This window comes from Rickettsia senegalensis, assembly GCF_056135685.1.
This window is the reverse complement of record NZ_JBVYTQ010000001.1, coordinates 465,947-485,371: the sequence shown is the minus strand read 5'-3', so window position 1 is coordinate 485,371 and position 19,425 is coordinate 465,947. Positions and strand designations below refer to the sequence as shown.

Here is a 19,425-nt window from a genome sequence, read left to right as displayed (position 1 = left end):
TAGGAGTTCACAAGGCGAGGATCGGAGCATATACTTGATACGTGGGAACCGTAACTCTTGTAGAACGAACGCCAATTTTTGAAATTCACCGAGTATACCATGAAAATTAGAAATTAAGTTTCTAATTTTCAGTATAAAAAGAAAAAGTGGTGAAGTCAAAAAGCTTTTTCTCGTTCTGCAACTATAATAGCATTTATTTTTTTAAGCGTCTGGTCGAAATCATCGTTAGTAATTACATAATCATACTCATTAGCATGTGACATTTCATTTTGTGCCGACTGCATACGTAATTTTATTGCTTCTTCATTATCGGTCGCTCTATTTCTTAAGCGTTGTTCCAGTATTTCAATACTAGGAGGCAATATAAATATAGCAACAACATTAGTAGCATTTTTCTTAATGCTCTTTGCTCCTTGCCAATCAATATCAAACAAAACGTCCAAGCCTCGATTTAATAACATTTCGATATATTCTTTAGGCGTACCGTAATAATGATCGTATATTTTAGCATATTCAAGAAATTTATTCTGCTTAACTAATTCTTCAAATTCTAGACTGGTCTTAAAGTAATAGTTTATGCCCTCTACTTCTCCTAAACGTGGTTTTCTTGTAGTTGCCGAAATAGATAAACGTAAATTATTATCTATTTTCAATAATGCTTTAGCTAAACTTGACTTACCCGCACCTGAAGGGGAAGATAAAATTATAATCAGTCCTTTATTTTTTATTGTCATATTTTATGTTTTATTTCGTAGGTACAGCATATTTCAGAAATATTCAGACAAGATGAATTTAAATACAAGCCTGCGAAAGCAGTAGATAAACTACGTGAGTACAGCCAAATCATACAAAATTCGCTTACATCAAGCTTTATGAATTATGTCGTACTTTTCTTTTTATTACCTCATCCATAGTACAATTAAAGTATTTTGCTATTTTTAAGATTGTATCTATTTCAGGATTGAATTCACGATTAGCTTCCGCTCTCATAATTCTACTAACAGTCGTATAAGGGATATTAGTGACTTCGGCAAGATATTTACGATCTATCTTTTCTTGTTTTAATTTTTCTTCTAAAAATTCTTTCACTTTAGTCGCAAGTGCCATATTAATAACCTCTGAATAAATAAAGGATAGATATATACAAAGTTTGACGAGTATTACCAACCTTGTTACATGGGTCGAAAAGCCTACTCAATGTCATCTCCGCATAGGTGGAGCTTTGTTGTATGGCTCAAAAAACGCCCTCGACGTCATACCGTGGCTTGTCCACGGTATCCAAAAAATAACTAAAAATATCAATAATATTGATATTTTTAACTGGATCCCTTGAATAAATCACGGGGTGACAGGAAGAAATCGAGCCATGCAATAACACGGGTATTACCAAACATTTTTTATAATTATAGGTAATTTGTAAGACCTTATAATTACCAAATCAAACCTGATATTATAATTTCTATATTTAGAATTGCTACTTAAAAACATTTCAGCAGCCCTAGTAATTCTTCTTTGCTGATTGAAAGATACAAATCTATCATCAATTTTAGAGTTTCTTGCTTTGACTTCAATAAAAACAATTTCTTTATTACGTAACGCAATAATATCTATTTCACCGGCATAATAACGTTTTATATGATGCAGTATTTGATAAAATTTTAATTTATAGATTATTATACAAATATATTCGGCAATAATACCAAAATAGCCCTTTTTCATTATTCCTTAGGTAACAATACTTGCACAAATTCCGTTTTAGATAGATCAGCTGCTACATTTACCATAACATCATGTTCCGTAACTTTAGACACATAACCCACTAAAATACCTGCAGGATAAATATTACCGTGTCCGGAGGTTACTATCTCCTCATCTTTTTGTACTAAATGATTGTTAGGCAAGTATAAAATTTTACTATTATTATTGTTACCCGCTAAAATACCTTGTTCTCTTGAAGAATTAGCTTTAATAGGTATTCTGGAATTAACATCACTAATTAACATTACTTTAGCATAATTATTACTCACTTCTATTACTTTTCCTATTAATTTTCCTGAATTAACAACGATTTGATCAGGTTCAATGCCTTGCTTTTTACCTGCCGAAATCAAAGCAGTTCTAGAAAAGGGATTAAAAGAAACACTAAGTAATTTAGTAGTAATATATTCAAATTCTTCTTCCTCGGCAATCGTTAACAAATCTTTTAATGCAATATTTTCGGCTCTTACCGATTCTACCTCACTTTGCAAATGTTGTAATCTTGCTATCTCAAGTTTAAGCTCTATATTTTTTCGTTCTAAATCTTGAAAATAAACAAATTTTTGTGTTATTGAATTTATATATTCAAATATATCTTCATAAACTGCTAAACCGGTTGATACTATACTACCGGTTATCTCAAGTGATATACTAGATATTTTTTTAGGCGTAGTAAAAAATAAATATACAGACAATCCAAGCCCAAATATAACAAAAAAACGCTTAAGAGTATTTGATATTATTCTTATTAATTCTAATGAATTTGAAGAATTTTTTACTCTATTTGCAAGTATTGCCATTTTTAATCCTGTTTAAATAGTACATGTTTTAGCTTTGTAAAATCTTCAAGTACTTTTCCTGTGCCAAGTGCAACACAAGAGAGGGCATCATCTGCAACTATCACAGGCAATTTAGTGGCTTCACTAAGAACAAAATCAAGATTTCGTAATAATGAGCCGCCGCCTGTTAAAACAATTCCCTTATCAACTATATCTGATGATAATTCAGGAGGCGTTGCTTCTAGTGCTACTTTTACCGCTTCAACAATTTGACTTACCGGTTCAATTAGACTATCAGCAATTTGTCTTTCGTTCAATATCATTTCTTTAGGAATACCGTAAATTAAATCACGTCCTTTAATTTCCATCTTTCTTGGCTCAGCATTTTCATCTACATAAGCCGTACCTATTTCTTGCTTTATCTTTTCAGCAGTAGCCTCACCTATCAATAGGTTATAGTGCCTCCTTATATATGAGATAATAGCTTCATCCATCTTATCACCGCCGACTCTTACCGACCTTGCATATACTATACCCCCTAGTGATAAAACTGCAACTTCCGTAGTGCCTCCTCCAATATCAACAATCATCGAACCGGTCGCTTCCGTTACGGGTAGCCCTGCTCCGATCGCTGCCGCCATAGGTTCTTCAATTAAATAAACATCCCTACCCCCTGCACTTTCTGCTGCTTCTTGAATAGCACGACGCTCAACCGGCGTAGAACCAGAAGGTACACAAATAACAATTGTCGGACCAAAAAAAGAGCGACGATTATGCACCATTCTAATAAAATATTTTATCATTTCCTCTGCGCCCTTAAAATCGGCAATAACGCCGTCTTTTAAAGGTCTTTTTGCTTCAATATCCGTAGGAGTACGCCCAAGCATCATTTTTGCTTCATGACCATAAGCATAAGGCACAAAAGCACCGTCTTTTTTTATTAAAGCAATAACAGAAGGTTCCCTTAGAACAATTCCACGACTTTTTTGATAGACAATAGTATTTGCCGTACCAAGATCTATGGCCATACCGGAAGAAAACCCTTCCAAAAATTTCATTATCATTTTATTTTTTCTCTCTAAATTCTAAAAACGCTTCTATGGAACTGTTAATAAGATAAACAGTCCCATAGTAAATAAAAATTTAATATATACGAAGTTTAATTTGAAAAAGAGCAAGAAGCCTCGGAATTTTTGTCCGCAGCGTGGGATACTACGTGAGGATTAAAAATGAGAAGCGACGCAGCCAATTTTTCAAATTAAACTTCGTATATATTAAATCTCCTTATAATGTAAAATAATAAAGTTACTAATAAAAAATATTAGCATACTAGGCAATAAAATAGCAGCAATTAAAGATAAATTATTATAAGTGAGTATTTTTAATAATATTTCTGATAACGAATATGCTATAAAACCTGAAAATAAACCTAATATCAGTATTTTTTCTTGGGAATTATCACGCTGTTTAAGACTAATAAAACAACTTGCTAAAATTACGGTTGCCATCATCATTATAGGCTTAAATAATTGCTTGTAATAATAAATTTGATAATTAATAGCCGGTAAGCCTGAATTTAATAATTCATTAATTAATTTAGGCAAAGCCCAAATAGAAACCATTTCAGGACGAATAAATTTATTTACTAAACTATTAATTGATAAATTTGTCTGTATAGTTAAATTGTTATAAGTCTTAGTTTTCTCTTTTGTAAAAACCTTAACTCTATTTAAATGTAACATTTTATTTTCAATAATACCGTATAAGGCATCAATTCTCTTTAAAAAAGAATTATTACTATCAACAAATAATATTGTAATATTATTTAATTTTTTCTCAGCAATATTAATAAATTGTGTTTGAATAATTTGATTTTCATCATTTAAAGATTCAAAAAATAATAAACCTGATTTAGATATTATCCCCTCACTCAAGGTTTTTTTAGTTAGTTTTGCCTCTAATAACTCATATTTTTGTAATCCTATAGTACCGATAGGATTCAATATAGTCGTAAAAACTATACCTAAAATTAAGGTTACAATACATGGAATAACAAGCACTTGCCAAATATGAATACCGCTAGATAACATGGCCGTTAATTCATTATTTTTTGTTAGATTTCTAAGAAAAAATAACATGGAGATAAAACTAATTAACGAAGATACTTGACCTAGTAAATAAGGAATCTTATATAAAATAAGTCTCCAAAAAAAACTAAAAGGAACATAAATATTTTTGAATTTTTGTAAAAGATCAAAAATATTTGAGATGATTAATAGCCCGATTAAAAGAAATAATATAATAAAGAAACACTTGGAATATAATTTAGTGAGATACCAAGAAAGTGTTTTTAGATTAATCATTATAAATTCAGTGCTAATACGAATTTAAATAAGACTTTGTGTGGTGGGGCTGGTAGGACTTGAACCTACGACCACACCGTTATGAGCGGCGTGCTCTAACCAACTGAGCTACAGCCCCTTTTCATTTGAAATTTATATAATTATTATGCCGTTAAGTCTAGTAAAATTTTTATATTTTTGAGGTATTGTCTAAAAAACAGGGCGATGTGGATCAGTTTTTTCGTCATTGCGAACGACTAAAGGCATTGTTGCATGGCTCACTTATGTCATTCCCGCGTGACATTGTTGCGTGGATATCTAACCGTCATTGCGAGGAGCGAAGCTTTGCTGCTATCCAGAAAAAATAATAAAAAAATTCTGTAAATCAGAATTTTTTTACTAGATTGCTTCGTCGAATTACTACGTAATTCTTCTCGCAATGACGGAAAAGCAGATTCACGCAACAATGCTTCTCGCGTGGGTGCATGAGTGTCAACTTAAGCAACGATGTCATTCCCGCGGAAGTGGGAATCCATTAAAGTAAAGCTTTTTAGCATATGGATTCCTGCTTTCGCAGGAATGACATAAAACGATCCATGGAACGCCGCCGCCTACACTCGGGAATTACATAAAGAGTATTTACCGGTCTACACAGGACGGGAATGACATAACAGGTTATAAATAAAAAAAGGTCGAGTAGTAAACTCGACCTTTTAGGATACTATAATTAGTAAATAATTTTAGTGATGCTTAATTACAGCTCTACGATTATGAGCAAAAGCTTCTTCAGTATTACCCATCATAGCAGGTCTATCTTTACCGTAAGAGATTGTATTTAATCTGTTATGGTTGATTCCTTTATGAGCTAAGAATTTTTTCGCTGCTTCTGCTCTTCTTTCACCTAAACCTAAGTTATATTCTCTGGTACCTCTTTCATCGCAATGTCCTTCAACAGTAACTTTTAATTCAGGATGCTTTGATAACCAGCAAGCTTGTCTCTCTAGTGCCTCTTTAGCCTTTGGTGATAAAGCAGAGCTATCGAAAGCAAACCGCACTACAGTTTCTGCATGTTTCTCGAAATCTTTCATTAATGAGGCTTCTTCACCTTGGTTCATATTACCGTCAAATTGCGGTGTTCTTTTTGTTGTATTACACCCTGCAAGCACAAATAATGCAAGAAAAGCTAATGTAATTTTTGTTTTCATAATTAAACTCCTTGAGATTATAATTTATTAATATTGAATTCATTTTAGCTAGTTATAAAACTAAACTAACCAAAAGCTATGTGAGTTAGTATATATCATTATTTTATTAGTTTAAAGACTAAAATATTATAAAATGCAATTACTTCTGTATAAATGTGGTAAAAATATCATTTTTATAATACAAGTGGATAGTTTGGATAAATAGATAAATGAAGTTTAATATAGAAAAGAGGAATCGATTTTGAAGCTTATAACCGGCAGCTTATATATAAATATATAATATGTGAAGATCAAGAAATATTAAACAACAACGACAATTTTTGAAATTCTACCTGAGTATATTCACCATCTAATTAATACACTGCCCCAAGTAAGACCTGCACCTATAGCTGAAAATAGTAGAATATCACCTTTTTTTATTTTGCCTGATGCTTTAAGAGTATTCAAAGCAAGCGGAATAGAAGCCGCAGAGCAGTTAGCATGTTTTTCTACGGTTTTCACTACTTTATGCTCTTCTATATTTAATAGTTCAGCGAGTTTATTGATAATACGGATATTTGCTTGATGAGGTATGAAATAATCAATATCGCTTACACCGAATTGATTGGCATGCAGTAAATCTTCTATAGATTGTTGCATTTTTTCTATTGCATGACGAAATAATTTTTGCCCCTGCATAACTATCTTGCCACTAATACCATTCATACTTACACCACCGTTCGTGTATAATATTTCATAATCAGCCCCGTTTGAGAAGATATTACTATCTATTAAACCGGAATCATCACTACTACGCTGCAATATTACGCTACCGGCCCCATCACCGAATAAAACGCAAGTAGTCCTATCATTCCAGTCTAATAATGACGTCATTTTCTCGGCTCCTATAAGCAAAATAGTTTTATATTTACCCGATGAGATAAGAGAATTTGCTACTTGTAAACCATAAACAAAGCCGGCACACACTGCTTGTAAATCAAAAGACGGTATATTAGTTAAACCAAGATAACCTTGAAGCTTAGAGGCGACTGAAGGGAAGCTATTATCCGGAGTAGTAGTACATGTAATAATTAAATCAATATCATTTGCCGACACTCTCGCATCCGCTATAGCTTTTTCAGCTGATTTTAAAGCAAGATGGGAAGTATATTCTGTATCACCTGCTATATGACGCTGCGTAATACCTGTTCTTGTTCTAATCCATTCATCGTTAGTATCTACAAATTTTGCAAGCTCGTCATTACTAACTATTTTTGAAGGAAGATACTCGCCGCAACCAATAATTTTACAGGTCATAAATTTTAGGTACTTAAGCTACTTCTTCTTCAGTTTCAATTTTCTTTGTTACTACTTGGCGATTATTATAAGTACCGTCGACTAAAGAAACGTGATGAGGAAGTTTATATTCACCGGTTTGCGAGTCAACTATTACGTTAACTTTGCCAAGTGCTAAATGCGAACGTCTCATATTACGTCTTGATTTTGATGTTTTCTTCTTTGGAACTGCCATTGTTAGCCTCTCTAAATATAAATTAAAAAGTATTTGTCAAATTAGTGAAGCAGTATATTATAATCTTGTAATAAAATCTAGATAAAATTAAACTTATGAAAATTTTTATAACATACATTTTTAGTATATTAGCCTTTTTTTCCTTAAGCGGCTGTAAAACTATCGAAAATAGAGGACAATCCATTGATGATTCGGCACTTGTAAAATTAGAGTCTAAAAAACTAAATAAAACAGAAGTCGTAGAGTTAATAGGTACACCTACTATGGTACCGGAATATTCCCAAAATACTTGGTATTATGTTGAAAGAGTTATTTCTCAAAGAGCTTGGCTCAATCCAAAAATTGAAAAGCAGAAGATAGTAAAAATGACGTTTGATGCTAATAATTTTATGCAAGAAATAGTAGTAATAGATGATTCTCATAGACAAGATATAGAAACAGTCCGTGAATATACTAGAACATATGGAACGGAACTTAACGGACTACAAAAATTTGTTAAAAATTTAGGTAGATTCAATAAAACTACCGACGGAAATAAAAACAAAAGCGAGAATAAGAAGAAGAGATAAGTACCTTAAATTGTCTTGATTATTGTCATTCCTGCGAAAGCAGGAATCCAGTAAAAAAGTGTAAATACAGCAAGTTTTTGAAATTAAAAGTGGAGGTTATCTCGCTTTATGATGGATTCCTGCTTTCGCAGGAATGACATCAGTAACATGACAACGTAGCAGCAACAACATCCATAAAACAAAAACTATCTAATATGATTTCGATATTTAGTAAATTAAAACAAAGTTTATCTAAAACTTCTAATAAAATATCAGAAGGTATCGACAAAATATTTTACAAGAAAAAATTAGATGCAGAAACTCTAGAAGAGCTTGAAGAGCTGCTTATTGCAAGTGATATGAGCGTTTCGGTAGTAACTAATATTATTGAAGAGTTTAAAAAGGTAAAATTTGACAAAGAAATAGATAGTAATACAGTAAAAGAAGCTCTAGCTGAATTAATAGAGCAGCAGTTATCAAAATCAGAAATTCCTTTTACACTAAACGAAAATAAACTAAACGTAATTTTAGTTTGCGGTGTTAATGGAGCAGGTAAAACCACCACTATAGGTAAGCTTGCTGCAATGTACTCAGCACAAGGGAAAAAAGTAGCGGTTGCGGCCTGTGATACTTTTAGAGCGGCTGCCGTGAATCAGCTAGGCACTTGGGTAGATAGAGCAAATGCACTACTTATTACCGGTGAAGAATCAGCTGACCCTGCGAGTGTTGCTTACTGTGCTATGGAAGAGTCGATAAAACAAAATATCGATATACTTTTTATCGATACGGCAGGCAGGCTTCATAATAAGAAAAATTTGATGGATGAACTGTCTAAGATTGTAAAGGTTATAAAAAAACTAGACGAGAATGCTCCTACTCATAGCGTCTTAGTAATTGATGCTATTACAGGACAAAATACTTATAACCAAGTAGAACATTTTAATGATGCTACTAATTTGACGGGGCTTATCGTGACTAAATTAGACGGTAGTGCTAAAGCCGGAGTGCTTGTCGGAGTAGTACAGAAATTTAATCTACCCGTATACTTTATCGGTATAGGCGAGAAGAGAGAGGACTTAAAAATATTCAACCGACATGATTTTGCTAAAAGTCTAGTGGGGTTGTGAGGTTTTGCTACGTGGATCGTTTTTTCGTCATTGCGAGGAAAAATTGAAAATTTTGACGAAGCAATCTCATGCCAAAGTCCTGAGATTGCCACGCTCCTTTCAGTCGCTCGCAATGACGACTTTGGTATTAACCCAAACCTCTTCACAATGACGATAGAATTAAAAATAAAATCACAAGATGACTCAAAAAAATACCTTATTACTAATAGACGGATACGGGTTTGTTTTTAGAGCCTATTATGCACAACAGCCTTTAACTTCGCCGAAAGGTGAACCTGTCGGCGCTCTTTACGGCTTCGCTTCGATGCTCCTAAAATTGCTGAGCGACTTTAAGCCTAAACATGTCGCTGTAGTATTTGACAGCGGCGGTAAAAATTTCCGCCATCATATTTATCCTGAATATAAAGCTAACCGCCCGCCTCCACCTGAGGATTTAGTCGTACAATTACCCTTAGTTCGGGATGTTGCTAGTAACTTTAACTTTCCTATTCTAGAGAAAAACGGTTATGAAGCCGATGACATTATTGCAACCTTTGCCGCTAAAACAGCTGCACTCGGCGAAGATGTAGTTGTCATCTCTTCCGATAAAGATTTATTACAGTTAATGGGTGAAAACATCAAAATATATGATCCGTTAAAAGGAAAATATATTACGGAAGATGATGTTGTTAAAAAATTCGGTACTACTTCTGATAAATTACGTGAAGTGATGGCTTTAATCGGCGATAGATCGGATAATATTCCGGGTGTGCCGTCTATTGGACCAAAAACGGCAAGTAGTCTTATAACGCAATTTGGTTCTGTAGAGAATATATTTAACTCTTTAGACCAAGTTTCAAGCCTAAAACAACGTGAAACTTTACAAAATTCTAAAGAAGCGGCGTTAATTTCATGGCAATTAATCGGGCTTGATTCTAATGTTGATTTAAATTTTCAGCTGAATAATTTAGAATGGTCTCCTCCAAATAGCGATAAATTAACAGGATTTTTACAGGAATACGGTTTTAAATCTTTATATAAAAGAGCAGAAAATTTATTTGATATTAAAATTAATGACCATAAAGAGATAGTAGACAATAAAGTAACCGGGGCAAAAGAAATCAGTAACGCTAGTGAACTCGCAGATTTTGCTAAAAAAGCTGAGAAAATAGGAATATTCGGGATATATTTACTGCAGCATAAAGGAGATAATGTTGCTCTTATTTTATCATTGCAAAACCAAAGCTATATTATTAAAATTTCTAACACTTCCCATGATCTATTTTCCTATAATACTAAAAATAATAATGACTGGTTTTCGGATATAATCTTCAATTTACTAACCGATAAATCTATAAAAAAAATTACCTACTCTCTAAAGCCTCTACTTAAATTCTATGCAGAACAATCTCATGAAATTACGGCTATAGAGGATTTAGAACTAATGCAATATGCGTTATCTGCCGGTTTATCACAGAAAAATTTATTTGAAGAGGCTTTGAAAGAGGATAATAGGATCACTGAATCGGCAAGAATAGTCGCCGATTTTACTTCACTTTATAAACAAAATATACTGGAGCTTAAAGATAATAAAGCCTTTAGGCTTTATAGCGACATTGACCTACCTATTTGTTTTATTTTAGATAAAATGGAAAAAATTGGGATTAAAGTAGATGCAAATTATCTAAATCAGTTATCTGCTGAATTTGGAACAGAAATAGCTAGACTTGAAGAAGAAATTTTTGCTCTTAGCGGAACTAAATTTAATATTGGTTCGCCAAAACAATTAGGTGAGATTTTATTTGAAAAAATGCAATTACCTTTTGGTAAAGCTTCGGCTAAAGCAAGCTCTTACTCAACAGGGGCAGAAATACTCGAAAAACTTAGCGAGCATGGATATAATATTGCCGACTTGTTATTAAGATGGCGGCAACTTACAAAATTAAAGAATACCTACACCGATAGTTTACCGAAACAGATAGATAATATAACACATAGAGTACATACGACATTTTTACAAACTTCTACCACTACAGGAAGACTTAGTTCACAAGAACCTAATTTACAAAATGTACCTATTCGCTCTAGTGAGGGGAATAAAATCAGACAAGCTTTTATCGCTGAAGAAGGATATAAATTAATATCTGCCGATTATTCCCAAATTGAGCTTAGAATATTAAGCCATATCGCAAATATATATGCACTAAAACAAGCGTTTATCAATAAAGATGATATCCATACTCAAACGGCTTGTCAAATCTTTAACTTGCAAAAACATGAACTAACTAGCGAACATAGACGTAAAGCAAAAGCCATAAATTTTGGTATCATTTACGGTATAAGTGCTTTTGGGCTTGCTAAACAATTAAACGTTAGTAACGGCGAAGCATCCGAATATATCAAGAAATATTTTGCCGAATATAAAGGAGTGCAGGAATATATGGAGCAAACGAAAGCTTTTGCAAGTAGCAACGACTATGTCATAAATTTCTTTGGCAGAAAATGTTTTGTACCTCTAATTCATGATAAAAAGCTTAAACAATTTGCAGAACGTGCAGCTATTAATGCTCCTATTCAAGGAACTAATGCCGACATAATTAAAATTGCTATGATCAATCTAGATCAAGAAATAGAAAAAAATAATCTTAAAACCAGATTAGTACTGCAAATTCATGATGAATTACTATTTGAAGTGCCGGAGGGTGAAGTAGAACTCGTAACGCCTATTATCAAAAAAATTATGGAAAACTCTACTAATATGGATGTACCGATTATAACCGAAATTAGAGTAGGTAATAACTGGATGGAGATTCATTGAATATACTCGTTTAATTTGAATAATTGGCGTCGTTGTTTCATATTTTTTAATCCTCACGTTACTTGTACGTACGCTGCGGTCAAAAAATATGAAATGTCTTGCTCTTTTCCAAATTGAACTTCGTCTATATGGCATTGCTAACTAAAGAGAGATATCGTCATTGCGAGCAACTGTAAGGAGCGTGGCAATCTCAGGACTTTGGCACGAGATTGCTTCGTCGAATTACTACGTAATTCTTCTCACAATGGCGGAAAACTGATCCACGCAGGCAATGCCTCGGCAGGAATGACATAAACATTTGAAGAATTTTAAAAGGAGCATAATGTATGAAAAAGTTTGTATTCACGTCTGAATCGGTTTCTGAAGGGCATCCAGACAAAATTGCCGATCAAATTTCAGATACGGTACTTGATGAAATTCTAAAACATGACCCTAGTGGTCGCGTTGCCTGTGAAACATTTGTAACAACCGGTCTAGTTTTAGTAGGCGGCGAAATTACTACTAGTACCTATGTAGATATTGAGCAAATAGTACGAAGCAAGATACAAGAAATCGGCTATAATAATCCAAATTATGGATTTGACGGTAGCTGTTGTGCCGTAATTTCATCTATCATTAAACAATCACCCGATATAGCTATGGGCGTTGACAATGCAAATGACGATGAAATAGGAGCAGGGGATCAAGGTATGGTTTTCGGTTATGCTTGTAATGAGACGGATAGCTTAATGCCTGCACCGATTTACTACGCTCATTTATTAATGAAAAGGCAAGCATATTTACGTAAAAAAAATATACTGTCTTGGCTTAGACCTGATGCAAAGTCACAAGTCACGTTACGATATGAAAATAACAAACCTGTTGCCATTGATGCAGTAGTTTTATCAACTCAGCATCATCCGGAAATACAACAAAAAGACCTTATTGAAGCAGTAATGGAAGAAATTATTAAACAGGCATTACCAAGCAATTTACTTCACAAAGACACTAAATACCTAATTAACCCAACAGGTAGGTTTGTTATAGGCGGTCCTGTTGCCGATTGCGGTTTAACCGGTAGGAAAATTACCGTGGACAGCTATGGCGGAATGGCAAGACACGGCGGCGGTTGTTTTTCAGGAAAAGACCCAACTAAAATAGATAGGTCGGCTGCTTACATGGCACGTTATATTGCTAAGAATATAGTAGGAGCAGGACTGACCGATCGCTGTGAAATACAAATATCTTATGCAATAGGTGTTGCTGCTCCCGTATCTATTTATGCTGAAACTTTCGGTACTAGCAAATTAAGTAACGAACAGATTACTAAGCTCATAACACAGCATTTTGATATGCGTCCAGGCAGAATTATTAAACATCTTAAGCTTCGCGCTCCATGTTATCAAAAAACAGCTTCTTACGGTCATTTCGGTCGAGAAGACGAAAATTTTGCATGGGAGCAACTAGATAAAATAGATATATTGAGAGAGTAATTATAGGGCTTAGAAAGAACTATCTTGATATTTATTTATCCTTAATATAGGATTACTTTCACATCCGCTTATTCAACTAATGAGTTAGAAAGTATGACTGAGAATATAAATAGTGATATAAAGTTCGGCAACTTGGAACAATCTGAAAACGAGCTTATAAATACTGCTCCAAAAGAGAATAAGCTGAGAGAGCATTATAAAAATATCACTCAAGCCTTAAATAACATACGGGAATATGAGTATGAAGCAAAAGCAACTCAGTACCGCGAAATGCTTGACGATGCCCGTACCTACGATAAATCCACAAAAAATTATAATTTAGGCTCAGCTCATTTTATAACGGCTAGCAGTTATAAAGCCTTACTTGGAGCTTATAAGGCTTTAAATCCTGACGAAAATACAGATAAAAATTAGACCATTTTATGAATGGCTTAGATGAGATTTATAAGCAATCCTTTTTAGCACGTAATTTAACTAGCTTAAATAAATTGCCACCCGCAGAACAGTTAAAAAAATTTTTAGAAACAACCACAGATGAAATATACGATAAACTGCAAAAAACCGGAGAAGCATATTTATCATATTCTAATGCTCCTACTAATACAGGATTACATGCAAATGTTATAAAATATTCTAAAGAAAACGGAAAAAATTATCGTATTATATATAATGCCGGTGCTGGAGTAAGAGCAGATAATTCAAAGCTAAATCAAACACCAAAAGATCAATTATCTAAAATAAATGAAACAATAGAAGCAAGAAGTAAAGCAAAATTCAGCTCCATTAAGTATGAACTCAAAAATCAAACAGATAAAGAAGTAAAAGATTTAATATATAAAGAAATAAAAGATAGTATATTTTCTATATTATCTATAAATGAACTAGAAGCAATAAAAGCTCATAATAACGAGATTAACAGGTTCAAATCGGAGCAGCTTATTAACCCAACAGCTGATTCAAGCAGAACAGTTACAGGACAAACTTTAGGGAATTGTAGCAGCAGGTCAATAAGAGAAGCTTTAAGAGACAATGTACCGGATTCAGAATTTCGTGAAATATATGATTTTATTACACAAAATCAAGTATCTCAAATAATATCAAACTTAGAAAGCGAACAAAAAAATTTAGCAAATACTTTAAATATACCTTTAACAAAAGAACAAAGTATCTCAAATACAACTCATCAAAATCAATTCCAAAAAGATATTACCAATTCAGCTACTAATAATTTTGATGCTTTTTATAATGAGGGGCATACACTAAGCACGCAGGAAAAGTTATTTAATAAAGTTGCTGAAGAATCTAATTTAAAGTATGTCAAGATTGATCTAGTAGATTTTTTATCTACCGTGTTTCCCTATAAGGACACTGATTCACCTATTACCGAAGATCTTTTAAAGCCTATCATAAACCATATCCAAACTTGTTTTGAAGAACGCGAAATAGCTCCCTCAAAAACAGTTTTAGAAAATTATAGATTATATAAATCTAACAAGAAACAAATCATTAACGAGCTATCAGAAAAATGCTTAAATGATAAAGATGTACATATACTTATCAAAGCACAAATACAAGCAAAAATAGAAAGCCGTCCATCTATAGATATTTTCCGGCAAATGAAACAAAGTAATACTAACCCTAAGCCGCTAGAGCTATCGGAAGAACATAAGAAACTTAATGATGTCATAAAAGATATGGCACAAAAATACAAAATGACCATACCGGAAGCAAAAGCATCTGAAGAAATCACTCAAGTAGTTAAAGATTACAGTGAAAATAAATTTAATGAAGCAATAACACCTATCAAAGCTCAAAAATTAGTAGATGAATTTACGCAAGCAACGCTAGATATTTTTGGAGAGAATAAATTAATAGACTCACCTATCATTGAAACAAAAAACGAGCATATTAATATACCACTCCCGAACATAGAAAAACAAGAAACTACTAATCTTAACTTGGATACAATACACTCAAAAAATTCGCCTGTATCAAGCTTTTTGAATGACACTGTACTTAAAGAAGAAAAACAAAATTTAGTAAATGAACTAATAACTGAAGCTAATAAAAACTTACCTGATAGTACGAAAGTAGTAGACGATAAAAAACAAGTAGTTAAAACTGATAATATATTCAATAAAAATTCAGAACCTAAAAAAACAAACTATCAAACATAAATTTTATAAGTATTTAAGTAAATTAACAGAAAAGTTGGGATTAAAATCCATAAGTAATTACTTTAAAGATTTAATTAAAGAGCCAAATCTTGAACAAAATATCAATTTAGAAAAAGAAGCAAAGTTAATAGCAGACAAACATCGCCTAACAAAATATATGGAACTTAGCGATAATAAAAATAATAATGTCGTATTTAGCGGTAAAAAAAACATCAAAGAATATTACTCAATTATAGATTCATTTTACTACCAATTCAGGTACTGCCTATAAAAAGTTAACTCAAGGTTGTCATTCCCGCAAGACCTTGTTGCGTAGATACCAAAACCGTCATTCCTGCAAGACCTTGTTGCGTAGATATAAAAAAAGTAGCTGCGAACTAAGAAAAGTAGTAAATCGACAAAAAACTTAACCACAAGTGTGTATGTCAAAGCTACAAAAAGTTTGCAACTGGAAAGAATATAACAGAAGTTTAAAGAAAAGAGGAACAATAATTTTCACATTTTGTGAAGAATATTTAAAAGAGTTATATTATGGAGGGGAACAGAGGCAAGGAGGAGCGAGAAGATATAATAGCAAGATGTATGAATATTTGCTAACAATTAAGCTGTTATTAAGATTGCCATGGCGAGCAACAAGCGGATTTGCAGAAGGAATGTTTAGCAAAATATTTGCGGGTAAGGATTTAAGAATACCGGATTATGCCCATGCATCAAGAATCGCTAGTAAGCTAAAGTTACGAGTAAAAAATATGTAGAAGTCAAGATTTAATCTTACAGACATTATAAAAATTATATCTGAATGTCTGATAAGTTATGGCTGTCAGATGAGTATTCAAGATATAAGATTTCGTTATTCTTTTCAACAGCTAACTTTTTACTATCCATAAAAGTCTGCATAGGTGTTTTTCCATAGCAATATTTACCGGAATGCGGTCTTTCATTATTATAATATTCTAGCCAAATATCAAGATCTAGTTGTAGATCATCAAGATCAGTATAGATCTTTTTACGCATAGCAGTATCAAAGAATTCTTGTTTCATAGTTTTATTAAAACGTTCACACATACCATTTGTTTGAGGAGAATATGCTTTAGTAGTAGTATGCTCAATACCCTCAATGCTTAAGAACAATTCAAAAGCATGATGTTCTATATTACCTTTATACTCACCACCTCTATCAGTTAAAATACGAAGTACTGGTATTTGCTGACTCTCATACCATGGTAACACTCTATCATTAAGCATGTCAGCAGCGGTAAGTGCTGTTTTATCAGTATATAGTTTAGCCTCTGCAACCCGAGTGTAACTATCAATAAACACTTGAGAATATACCTTGCCTATGCCTTTAAAATTACCTACATAATATGTGTCTTGGCATCCTAGATAACCTGGATGCTGTGTATCAATCTCACCATGAGCTTCTTTCTCGCTACGCCGTTTCTCTAATACTTGTAACTGAGCTTCGGTAAGAACAATACCATCCTGAGCCATTTTGGCTTCTAATGCTTTAAGTCTTTTATTGATATTATTTAAATCATTACGTAGCCAAATAGATCTAACTCCTCCAGGTGATACAAGAATACCAGTCTTTTTAAGCTCATTTGATACTCGCAGCTGACCATAAGCGGGGTATTCTACTGCCATATCTAATACTGCTCTCTCTACGGCAGGATCAACTCTATTCGCTATAATTGGCTTCTTCCGACTAATCTCATATAATGCTTCTTCTCCTCCTGTTTCATATAACTCTTTAAACCTATAATAACTGTCTCTACTGTAGCCCATAGCTTTACATGCTGACGATATACTACCAAGACTCCTAGCTAATTCTAGTAATCCTATTTTTGGCTTTATTATTTTTTGATTTAGATTCATCTCTAATCCTCCATTTAATATTATCTTAATTTTACTAAATGTAAGATTAAATCTCAACTATTACAAATTAGCACCTTTTTAGAAGTTGCTTTATCGCAAAATAAAGAAATGGTTAAGCTTTTACTTGCAAAAGGGTCATGCCTCCATATTGCAGTTACGCCTATTAAAAAGCTATACGTTCAATAAGAGTACCAATAACCTTATCATGAATATCCAATGACTTGGAAAAGCAGATTGTCTTACGTGCAAGCCTCTTGCATCTCGTTCTAAGGTTCAAGTTACTTCGTTCTATCCGTTGAGTGTATTTTTTACTGATAATATGCTTTTTAGGGTCTAATAACCTAGCATAACTCCCCCATCCATCTGTATAGTAAAAAGTCACCTTGAAATTCTCTAGTTTTTTCAGTAATGATTCTAATGTGCTATCACATCTTGTACCAAACGTATAAGCAACTACTTTTAACGAAATCTTATCCAAGGCATACCAAAGCCATCGTTGTCTGGATTTATTCTGTACATAAGACCATTGTTCATCTATCTCAGGAGCAATAATTACTTCTGTTGTACTGATAGAATGATTTATTGTTTTTTAATACTAGATTTTTTTAAAACACGGATAACTGTATTGATACCCACTTTTAATACTCTTACTGTATCTCTAACTCCAGAGCCGTTGATTGACATTTCTACTATTTGCTCCTTAACTCCAGGCTTAGATGCATTATTAATATACTCCAATTAAAAATATCGATTACACCGCTTGCATTGATATCTCTGTTGTTTTGAAATTGAATATCCTGACTTTATTACTTCTTCTGTGTTGTTACAATATCTACACTTAACATCTATTTTTGCCATAACTCCTTAACTATAATTCTCTCTTATTACTGTTTGAGGATTATAGACTATTTACTCTAAACTGCAATACGGAGGCACGACCAGTAATCTCTTCTTAGGCTTTATTCTCATATTAAGGGCTAGCTCCTTATATATCCTGTATACACGTTTATGATTCCAACCAAAACCTTTGATATTACGTAAATATAAAAAGCAGAGGCCAAGGCCTCAGTTCTTTTGATCACCTACTAAACGCATTAGCTGGCCTGCTATAATATCATCCTCATGTAGCCTATACGGATAGTAACACAAACGACTGTGAAGTTGTTGGTGATATGAGCAAAGAGATAACAGGCAAAGCTAAAACCGTTATAGCAGATGGAGCTTATGATACGCAGGAGTTTAGAAAGATAATATATGATTGGGGAGCACAAGATTTAATGCCCCCAGCACGAACATCTAAGTCACAAGATGAATTAAAGAATAAAAGCAAGGTAGAGAAAGAACATTTAGCTTACAGAGATAAAGTAATAAAAGGAATTAGAGAATATAAAAATTTTGATGAAGGTTTAAAAGCATGGAAAATTAATAGCGGCTATCATCAAAGGTTAAGGGTTGAATCGTTTATGTTTAGGTTGAAGCGAACGTTTGGCTTTAACTTACAACAAAAAACAGAGAAAGGAAGAAAAAACGAAGTAATTACTAAGATAAATATATTAAATGAAATGATTGCCCTTGGGAAAGCTCAATATAGCTTTTAGAATTATATAAAATTTAATTATTTTTATACTCTAAGCGCTATATTGACTTTTTTTAATCTCCACGCAACAACGCCTTGCGAGAAAGGCTTGCTTGCGTGGACTCCCAGTCGTCATTGCGAGGAGCGAAGCGACGTGGCAATCCAGAAAAAGATTAAAAAAATTCTGTAAATCAGCATTTTTACTGGATACTGTGGTCAAGCCACGGTATGACAACCGAGCGTTTTTCAAGAGCCACAC

At 33.2% G+C, this 19,425-nt stretch carries 18 protein-coding genes, 1 tRNA gene and 4 pseudogenes; 10 read left to right on the top strand and 13 right to left on the bottom strand.

Annotation, left to right across the window (positions count from 1 at the left end; all coding sequences use genetic code 11):
- Positions 1-155: 155 nt before the first annotated feature.
- The 10 genes from gmk to rpmF all read right to left on the bottom strand — a co-directional run bounded on the left by gmk (position 156) and on the right by rpmF (position 7,594).
- Positions 156-734 (bottom strand): guanylate kinase, encoded by a 579-nt coding sequence (gmk, locus tag AC0ODJ_RS02490; protein ID WP_474464924.1) that lies wholly within the window; start codon positions 732-734, stop codon positions 156-158.
- 136 nt (positions 735-870) lie between these two features.
- Positions 871-1,107 (bottom strand): helix-turn-helix transcriptional regulator, encoded by a 237-nt coding sequence (locus AC0ODJ_RS02485; protein WP_039595196.1) that lies wholly within the window; start codon positions 1,105-1,107, stop codon positions 871-873.
- Positions 1,108-1,383: 276 nt separating this feature from the next.
- Positions 1,384-1,719: a YraN family protein gene (locus tag AC0ODJ_RS02480; RefSeq protein WP_474464920.1), complete on the bottom strand. Its 336-nt coding sequence runs from the start codon at positions 1,717-1,719 to the stop codon at positions 1,384-1,386.
- Positions 1,719-2,558: a rod shape-determining protein MreC gene (gene mreC, locus AC0ODJ_RS02475; protein ID WP_202069294.1), complete on the bottom strand. Its 840-nt coding sequence runs from the start codon at positions 2,556-2,558 to the stop codon at positions 1,719-1,721. Before mreC ends, AC0ODJ_RS02480 begins: the two co-directional genes overlap by 1 nt.
- A gap of 2 nt (positions 2,559-2,560) precedes the next feature.
- The gene (locus AC0ODJ_RS02470) at positions 2,561-3,601 is read right to left on the bottom strand and encodes a rod shape-determining protein (protein ID WP_040256378.1); all 1,041 of its coding nucleotides are present in this window, start codon (positions 3,599-3,601) and stop codon (positions 2,561-2,563) included.
- A gap of 210 nt (positions 3,602-3,811) precedes the next feature.
- The gene (locus tag AC0ODJ_RS02465) at positions 3,812-4,900 is read right to left on the bottom strand and encodes an LptF/LptG family permease (RefSeq protein ID WP_218460927.1); all 1,089 of its coding nucleotides are present in this window, start codon (positions 4,898-4,900) and stop codon (positions 3,812-3,814) included.
- A 41-nt stretch (positions 4,901-4,941) separates the two neighbouring features.
- Positions 4,942-5,018: transfer RNA gene (locus AC0ODJ_RS02460), tRNA-Ile, on the bottom strand.
- A 601-nt stretch (positions 5,019-5,619) separates the two neighbouring features.
- Positions 5,620-6,084, bottom strand: a complete 465-nt coding sequence (gene pal, locus AC0ODJ_RS02455; RefSeq protein WP_218460926.1) for a peptidoglycan-associated lipoprotein Pal — start codon at positions 6,082-6,084, stop codon at positions 5,620-5,622.
- Between the two features lie 342 nt (positions 6,085-6,426).
- Positions 6,427-7,380, bottom strand: coding sequence for a beta-ketoacyl-ACP synthase III (locus tag AC0ODJ_RS02450; protein WP_218460925.1), 954 nt, complete (start codon positions 7,378-7,380; stop codon positions 6,427-6,429).
- A 13-nt stretch (positions 7,381-7,393) separates the two neighbouring features.
- Positions 7,394-7,594: a 50S ribosomal protein L32 gene (gene rpmF / locus AC0ODJ_RS02445; RefSeq protein ID WP_008579275.1), complete on the bottom strand. Its 201-nt coding sequence runs from the start codon at positions 7,592-7,594 to the stop codon at positions 7,394-7,396.
- A gap of 95 nt (positions 7,595-7,689) precedes the next feature.
- Between rpmF and AC0ODJ_RS02440 the strand changes: the two genes are divergently transcribed.
- The 9 genes and pseudogenes from AC0ODJ_RS02440 (at position 7,690) to AC0ODJ_RS02400 (ending at position 16,470) form a co-directional block, all read left to right on the top strand.
- The gene (locus AC0ODJ_RS02440) at positions 7,690-8,163 is read left to right on the top strand and encodes an outer membrane protein assembly factor BamE (protein WP_218460924.1); all 474 of its coding nucleotides are present in this window, start codon (positions 7,690-7,692) and stop codon (positions 8,161-8,163) included.
- A gap of 194 nt (positions 8,164-8,357) precedes the next feature.
- The gene (gene ftsY / locus AC0ODJ_RS02435) at positions 8,358-9,269 is read left to right on the top strand and encodes a signal recognition particle-docking protein FtsY (protein WP_218460923.1); all 912 of its coding nucleotides are present in this window, start codon (positions 8,358-8,360) and stop codon (positions 9,267-9,269) included.
- Between the two features lie 178 nt (positions 9,270-9,447).
- Positions 9,448-12,066 (top strand): DNA polymerase I, encoded by a 2,619-nt coding sequence (polA, locus tag AC0ODJ_RS02430; RefSeq protein WP_474464898.1) that lies wholly within the window; start codon positions 9,448-9,450, stop codon positions 12,064-12,066.
- Between the two features lie 326 nt (positions 12,067-12,392).
- Positions 12,393-13,538 carry a methionine adenosyltransferase gene (gene metK / locus AC0ODJ_RS02425; RefSeq protein ID WP_474464894.1) on the top strand — a complete coding sequence of 382 codons (1,146 nt, stop codon included), beginning with the start codon at positions 12,393-12,395 and terminating at the stop codon, positions 13,536-13,538.
- Positions 13,539-13,631: 93 nt separating this feature from the next.
- Positions 13,632-13,952 carry a hypothetical protein gene (locus tag AC0ODJ_RS02420; protein WP_256621560.1) on the top strand — a complete coding sequence of 107 codons (321 nt, stop codon included), beginning with the start codon at positions 13,632-13,634 and terminating at the stop codon, positions 13,950-13,952.
- A gap of 8 nt (positions 13,953-13,960) precedes the next feature.
- Positions 13,961-14,225 (top strand): annotated as a pseudogene (locus tag AC0ODJ_RS02415) (hypothetical protein).
- Between the two features lie 662 nt (positions 14,226-14,887).
- Positions 14,888-15,715 carry a hypothetical protein gene (locus tag AC0ODJ_RS02410; protein WP_256621558.1) on the top strand — a complete coding sequence of 276 codons (828 nt, stop codon included), beginning with the start codon at positions 14,888-14,890 and terminating at the stop codon, positions 15,713-15,715.
- 34 nt (positions 15,716-15,749) lie between these two features.
- Positions 15,750-15,951, top strand: a pseudogene (locus AC0ODJ_RS02405) (hypothetical protein).
- A 186-nt stretch (positions 15,952-16,137) separates the two neighbouring features.
- Entirely contained in the window at positions 16,138-16,470 is a 333-nt protein-coding gene (locus AC0ODJ_RS02400) for a transposase (RefSeq protein WP_474464888.1), read from the top strand.
- Positions 16,471-16,504: 34 nt separating this feature from the next.
- Here AC0ODJ_RS02400 and AC0ODJ_RS02395 read toward each other — a convergent pair whose 3' ends face one another.
- The 3 genes and pseudogenes from AC0ODJ_RS02395 to AC0ODJ_RS02385 form a co-directional block, all read right to left on the bottom strand.
- The gene (locus AC0ODJ_RS02395; protein ID WP_474465666.1) at positions 16,505-17,590 is read right to left on the bottom strand and encodes an IS481 family transposase; all 1,086 of its coding nucleotides are present in this window, start codon (positions 17,588-17,590) and stop codon (positions 16,505-16,507) included.
- Between the two features lie 163 nt (positions 17,591-17,753).
- Positions 17,754-18,448 (bottom strand): annotated as a pseudogene (locus AC0ODJ_RS02390) (IS1 family transposase).
- Positions 18,449-18,529: 81 nt separating this feature from the next.
- A pseudogene (locus AC0ODJ_RS02385) lies at positions 18,530-18,655 on the bottom strand (IS3 family transposase); the annotation flags it as partial.
- 107 nt (positions 18,656-18,762) lie between these two features.
- Between AC0ODJ_RS02385 and AC0ODJ_RS02380 the strand changes: the two are divergent.
- Positions 18,763-19,188: a transposase gene (locus AC0ODJ_RS02380; protein ID WP_474464885.1), complete on the top strand. Its 426-nt coding sequence runs from the start codon at positions 18,763-18,765 to the stop codon at positions 19,186-19,188.
- The last annotated feature ends 237 nt before the right edge of the window (positions 19,189-19,425 follow it).

What these genes read in the sequence shown, in the direction of transcription:
- gmk (WP_474464924.1), bottom strand. Translation starts at nt 734, where the DNA reads ATGACAATAAAAAATAAAGGACTGATTATAATTTTATCTTCCCCTTCA.
- AC0ODJ_RS02485 (WP_039595196.1), bottom strand. Translation starts at nt 1,107, where the DNA reads ATGGCACTTGCGACTAAAGTGAAAGAATTTTTAGAAGAAAAATTAAAA.
- AC0ODJ_RS02480 (WP_474464920.1), bottom strand. Translation starts at nt 1,719, where the DNA reads ATGAAAAAGGGCTATTTTGGTATTATTGCCGAATATATTTGTATAATA.
- mreC (WP_202069294.1), bottom strand. Translation starts at nt 2,558, where the DNA reads ATGGCAATACTTGCAAATAGAGTAAAAAATTCTTCAAATTCATTAGAA.
- AC0ODJ_RS02470 (WP_040256378.1), bottom strand. Translation starts at nt 3,601, where the DNA reads ATGATAATGAAATTTTTGGAAGGGTTTTCTTCCGGTATGGCCATAGAT.
- AC0ODJ_RS02465 (WP_218460927.1), bottom strand. Translation starts at nt 4,900, where the DNA reads ATGATTAATCTAAAAACACTTTCTTGGTATCTCACTAAATTATATTCC.
- pal (WP_218460926.1), bottom strand. Translation starts at nt 6,084, where the DNA reads ATGAAAACAAAAATTACATTAGCTTTTCTTGCATTATTTGTGCTTGCA.
- AC0ODJ_RS02450 (WP_218460925.1), bottom strand. Translation starts at nt 7,380, where the DNA reads ATGACCTGTAAAATTATTGGTTGCGGCGAGTATCTTCCTTCAAAAATA.
- rpmF (WP_008579275.1), bottom strand. Translation starts at nt 7,594, where the DNA reads ATGGCAGTTCCAAAGAAGAAAACATCAAAATCAAGACGTAATATGAGA.
- AC0ODJ_RS02440 (WP_218460924.1), top strand. Translation starts at nt 7,690, where the DNA reads ATGAAAATTTTTATAACATACATTTTTAGTATATTAGCCTTTTTTTCC.
- ftsY (WP_218460923.1), top strand. Translation starts at nt 8,358, where the DNA reads ATGATTTCGATATTTAGTAAATTAAAACAAAGTTTATCTAAAACTTCT.
- polA (WP_474464898.1), top strand. Translation starts at nt 9,448, where the DNA reads ATGACTCAAAAAAATACCTTATTACTAATAGACGGATACGGGTTTGTT.
- metK (WP_474464894.1), top strand. Translation starts at nt 12,393, where the DNA reads ATGAAAAAGTTTGTATTCACGTCTGAATCGGTTTCTGAAGGGCATCCA.
- AC0ODJ_RS02420 (WP_256621560.1), top strand. Translation starts at nt 13,632, where the DNA reads ATGACTGAGAATATAAATAGTGATATAAAGTTCGGCAACTTGGAACAA.
- AC0ODJ_RS02400 (WP_474464888.1), top strand. Translation starts at nt 16,138, where the DNA reads ATGTCAAAGCTACAAAAAGTTTGCAACTGGAAAGAATATAACAGAAGT.
- AC0ODJ_RS02395 (WP_474465666.1), bottom strand. Translation starts at nt 17,590, where the DNA reads ATGAATCTAAATCAAAAAATAATAAAGCCAAAAATAGGATTACTAGAA.
- AC0ODJ_RS02380 (WP_474464885.1), top strand. Translation starts at nt 18,763, where the DNA reads ATGAGCAAAGAGATAACAGGCAAAGCTAAAACCGTTATAGCAGATGGA.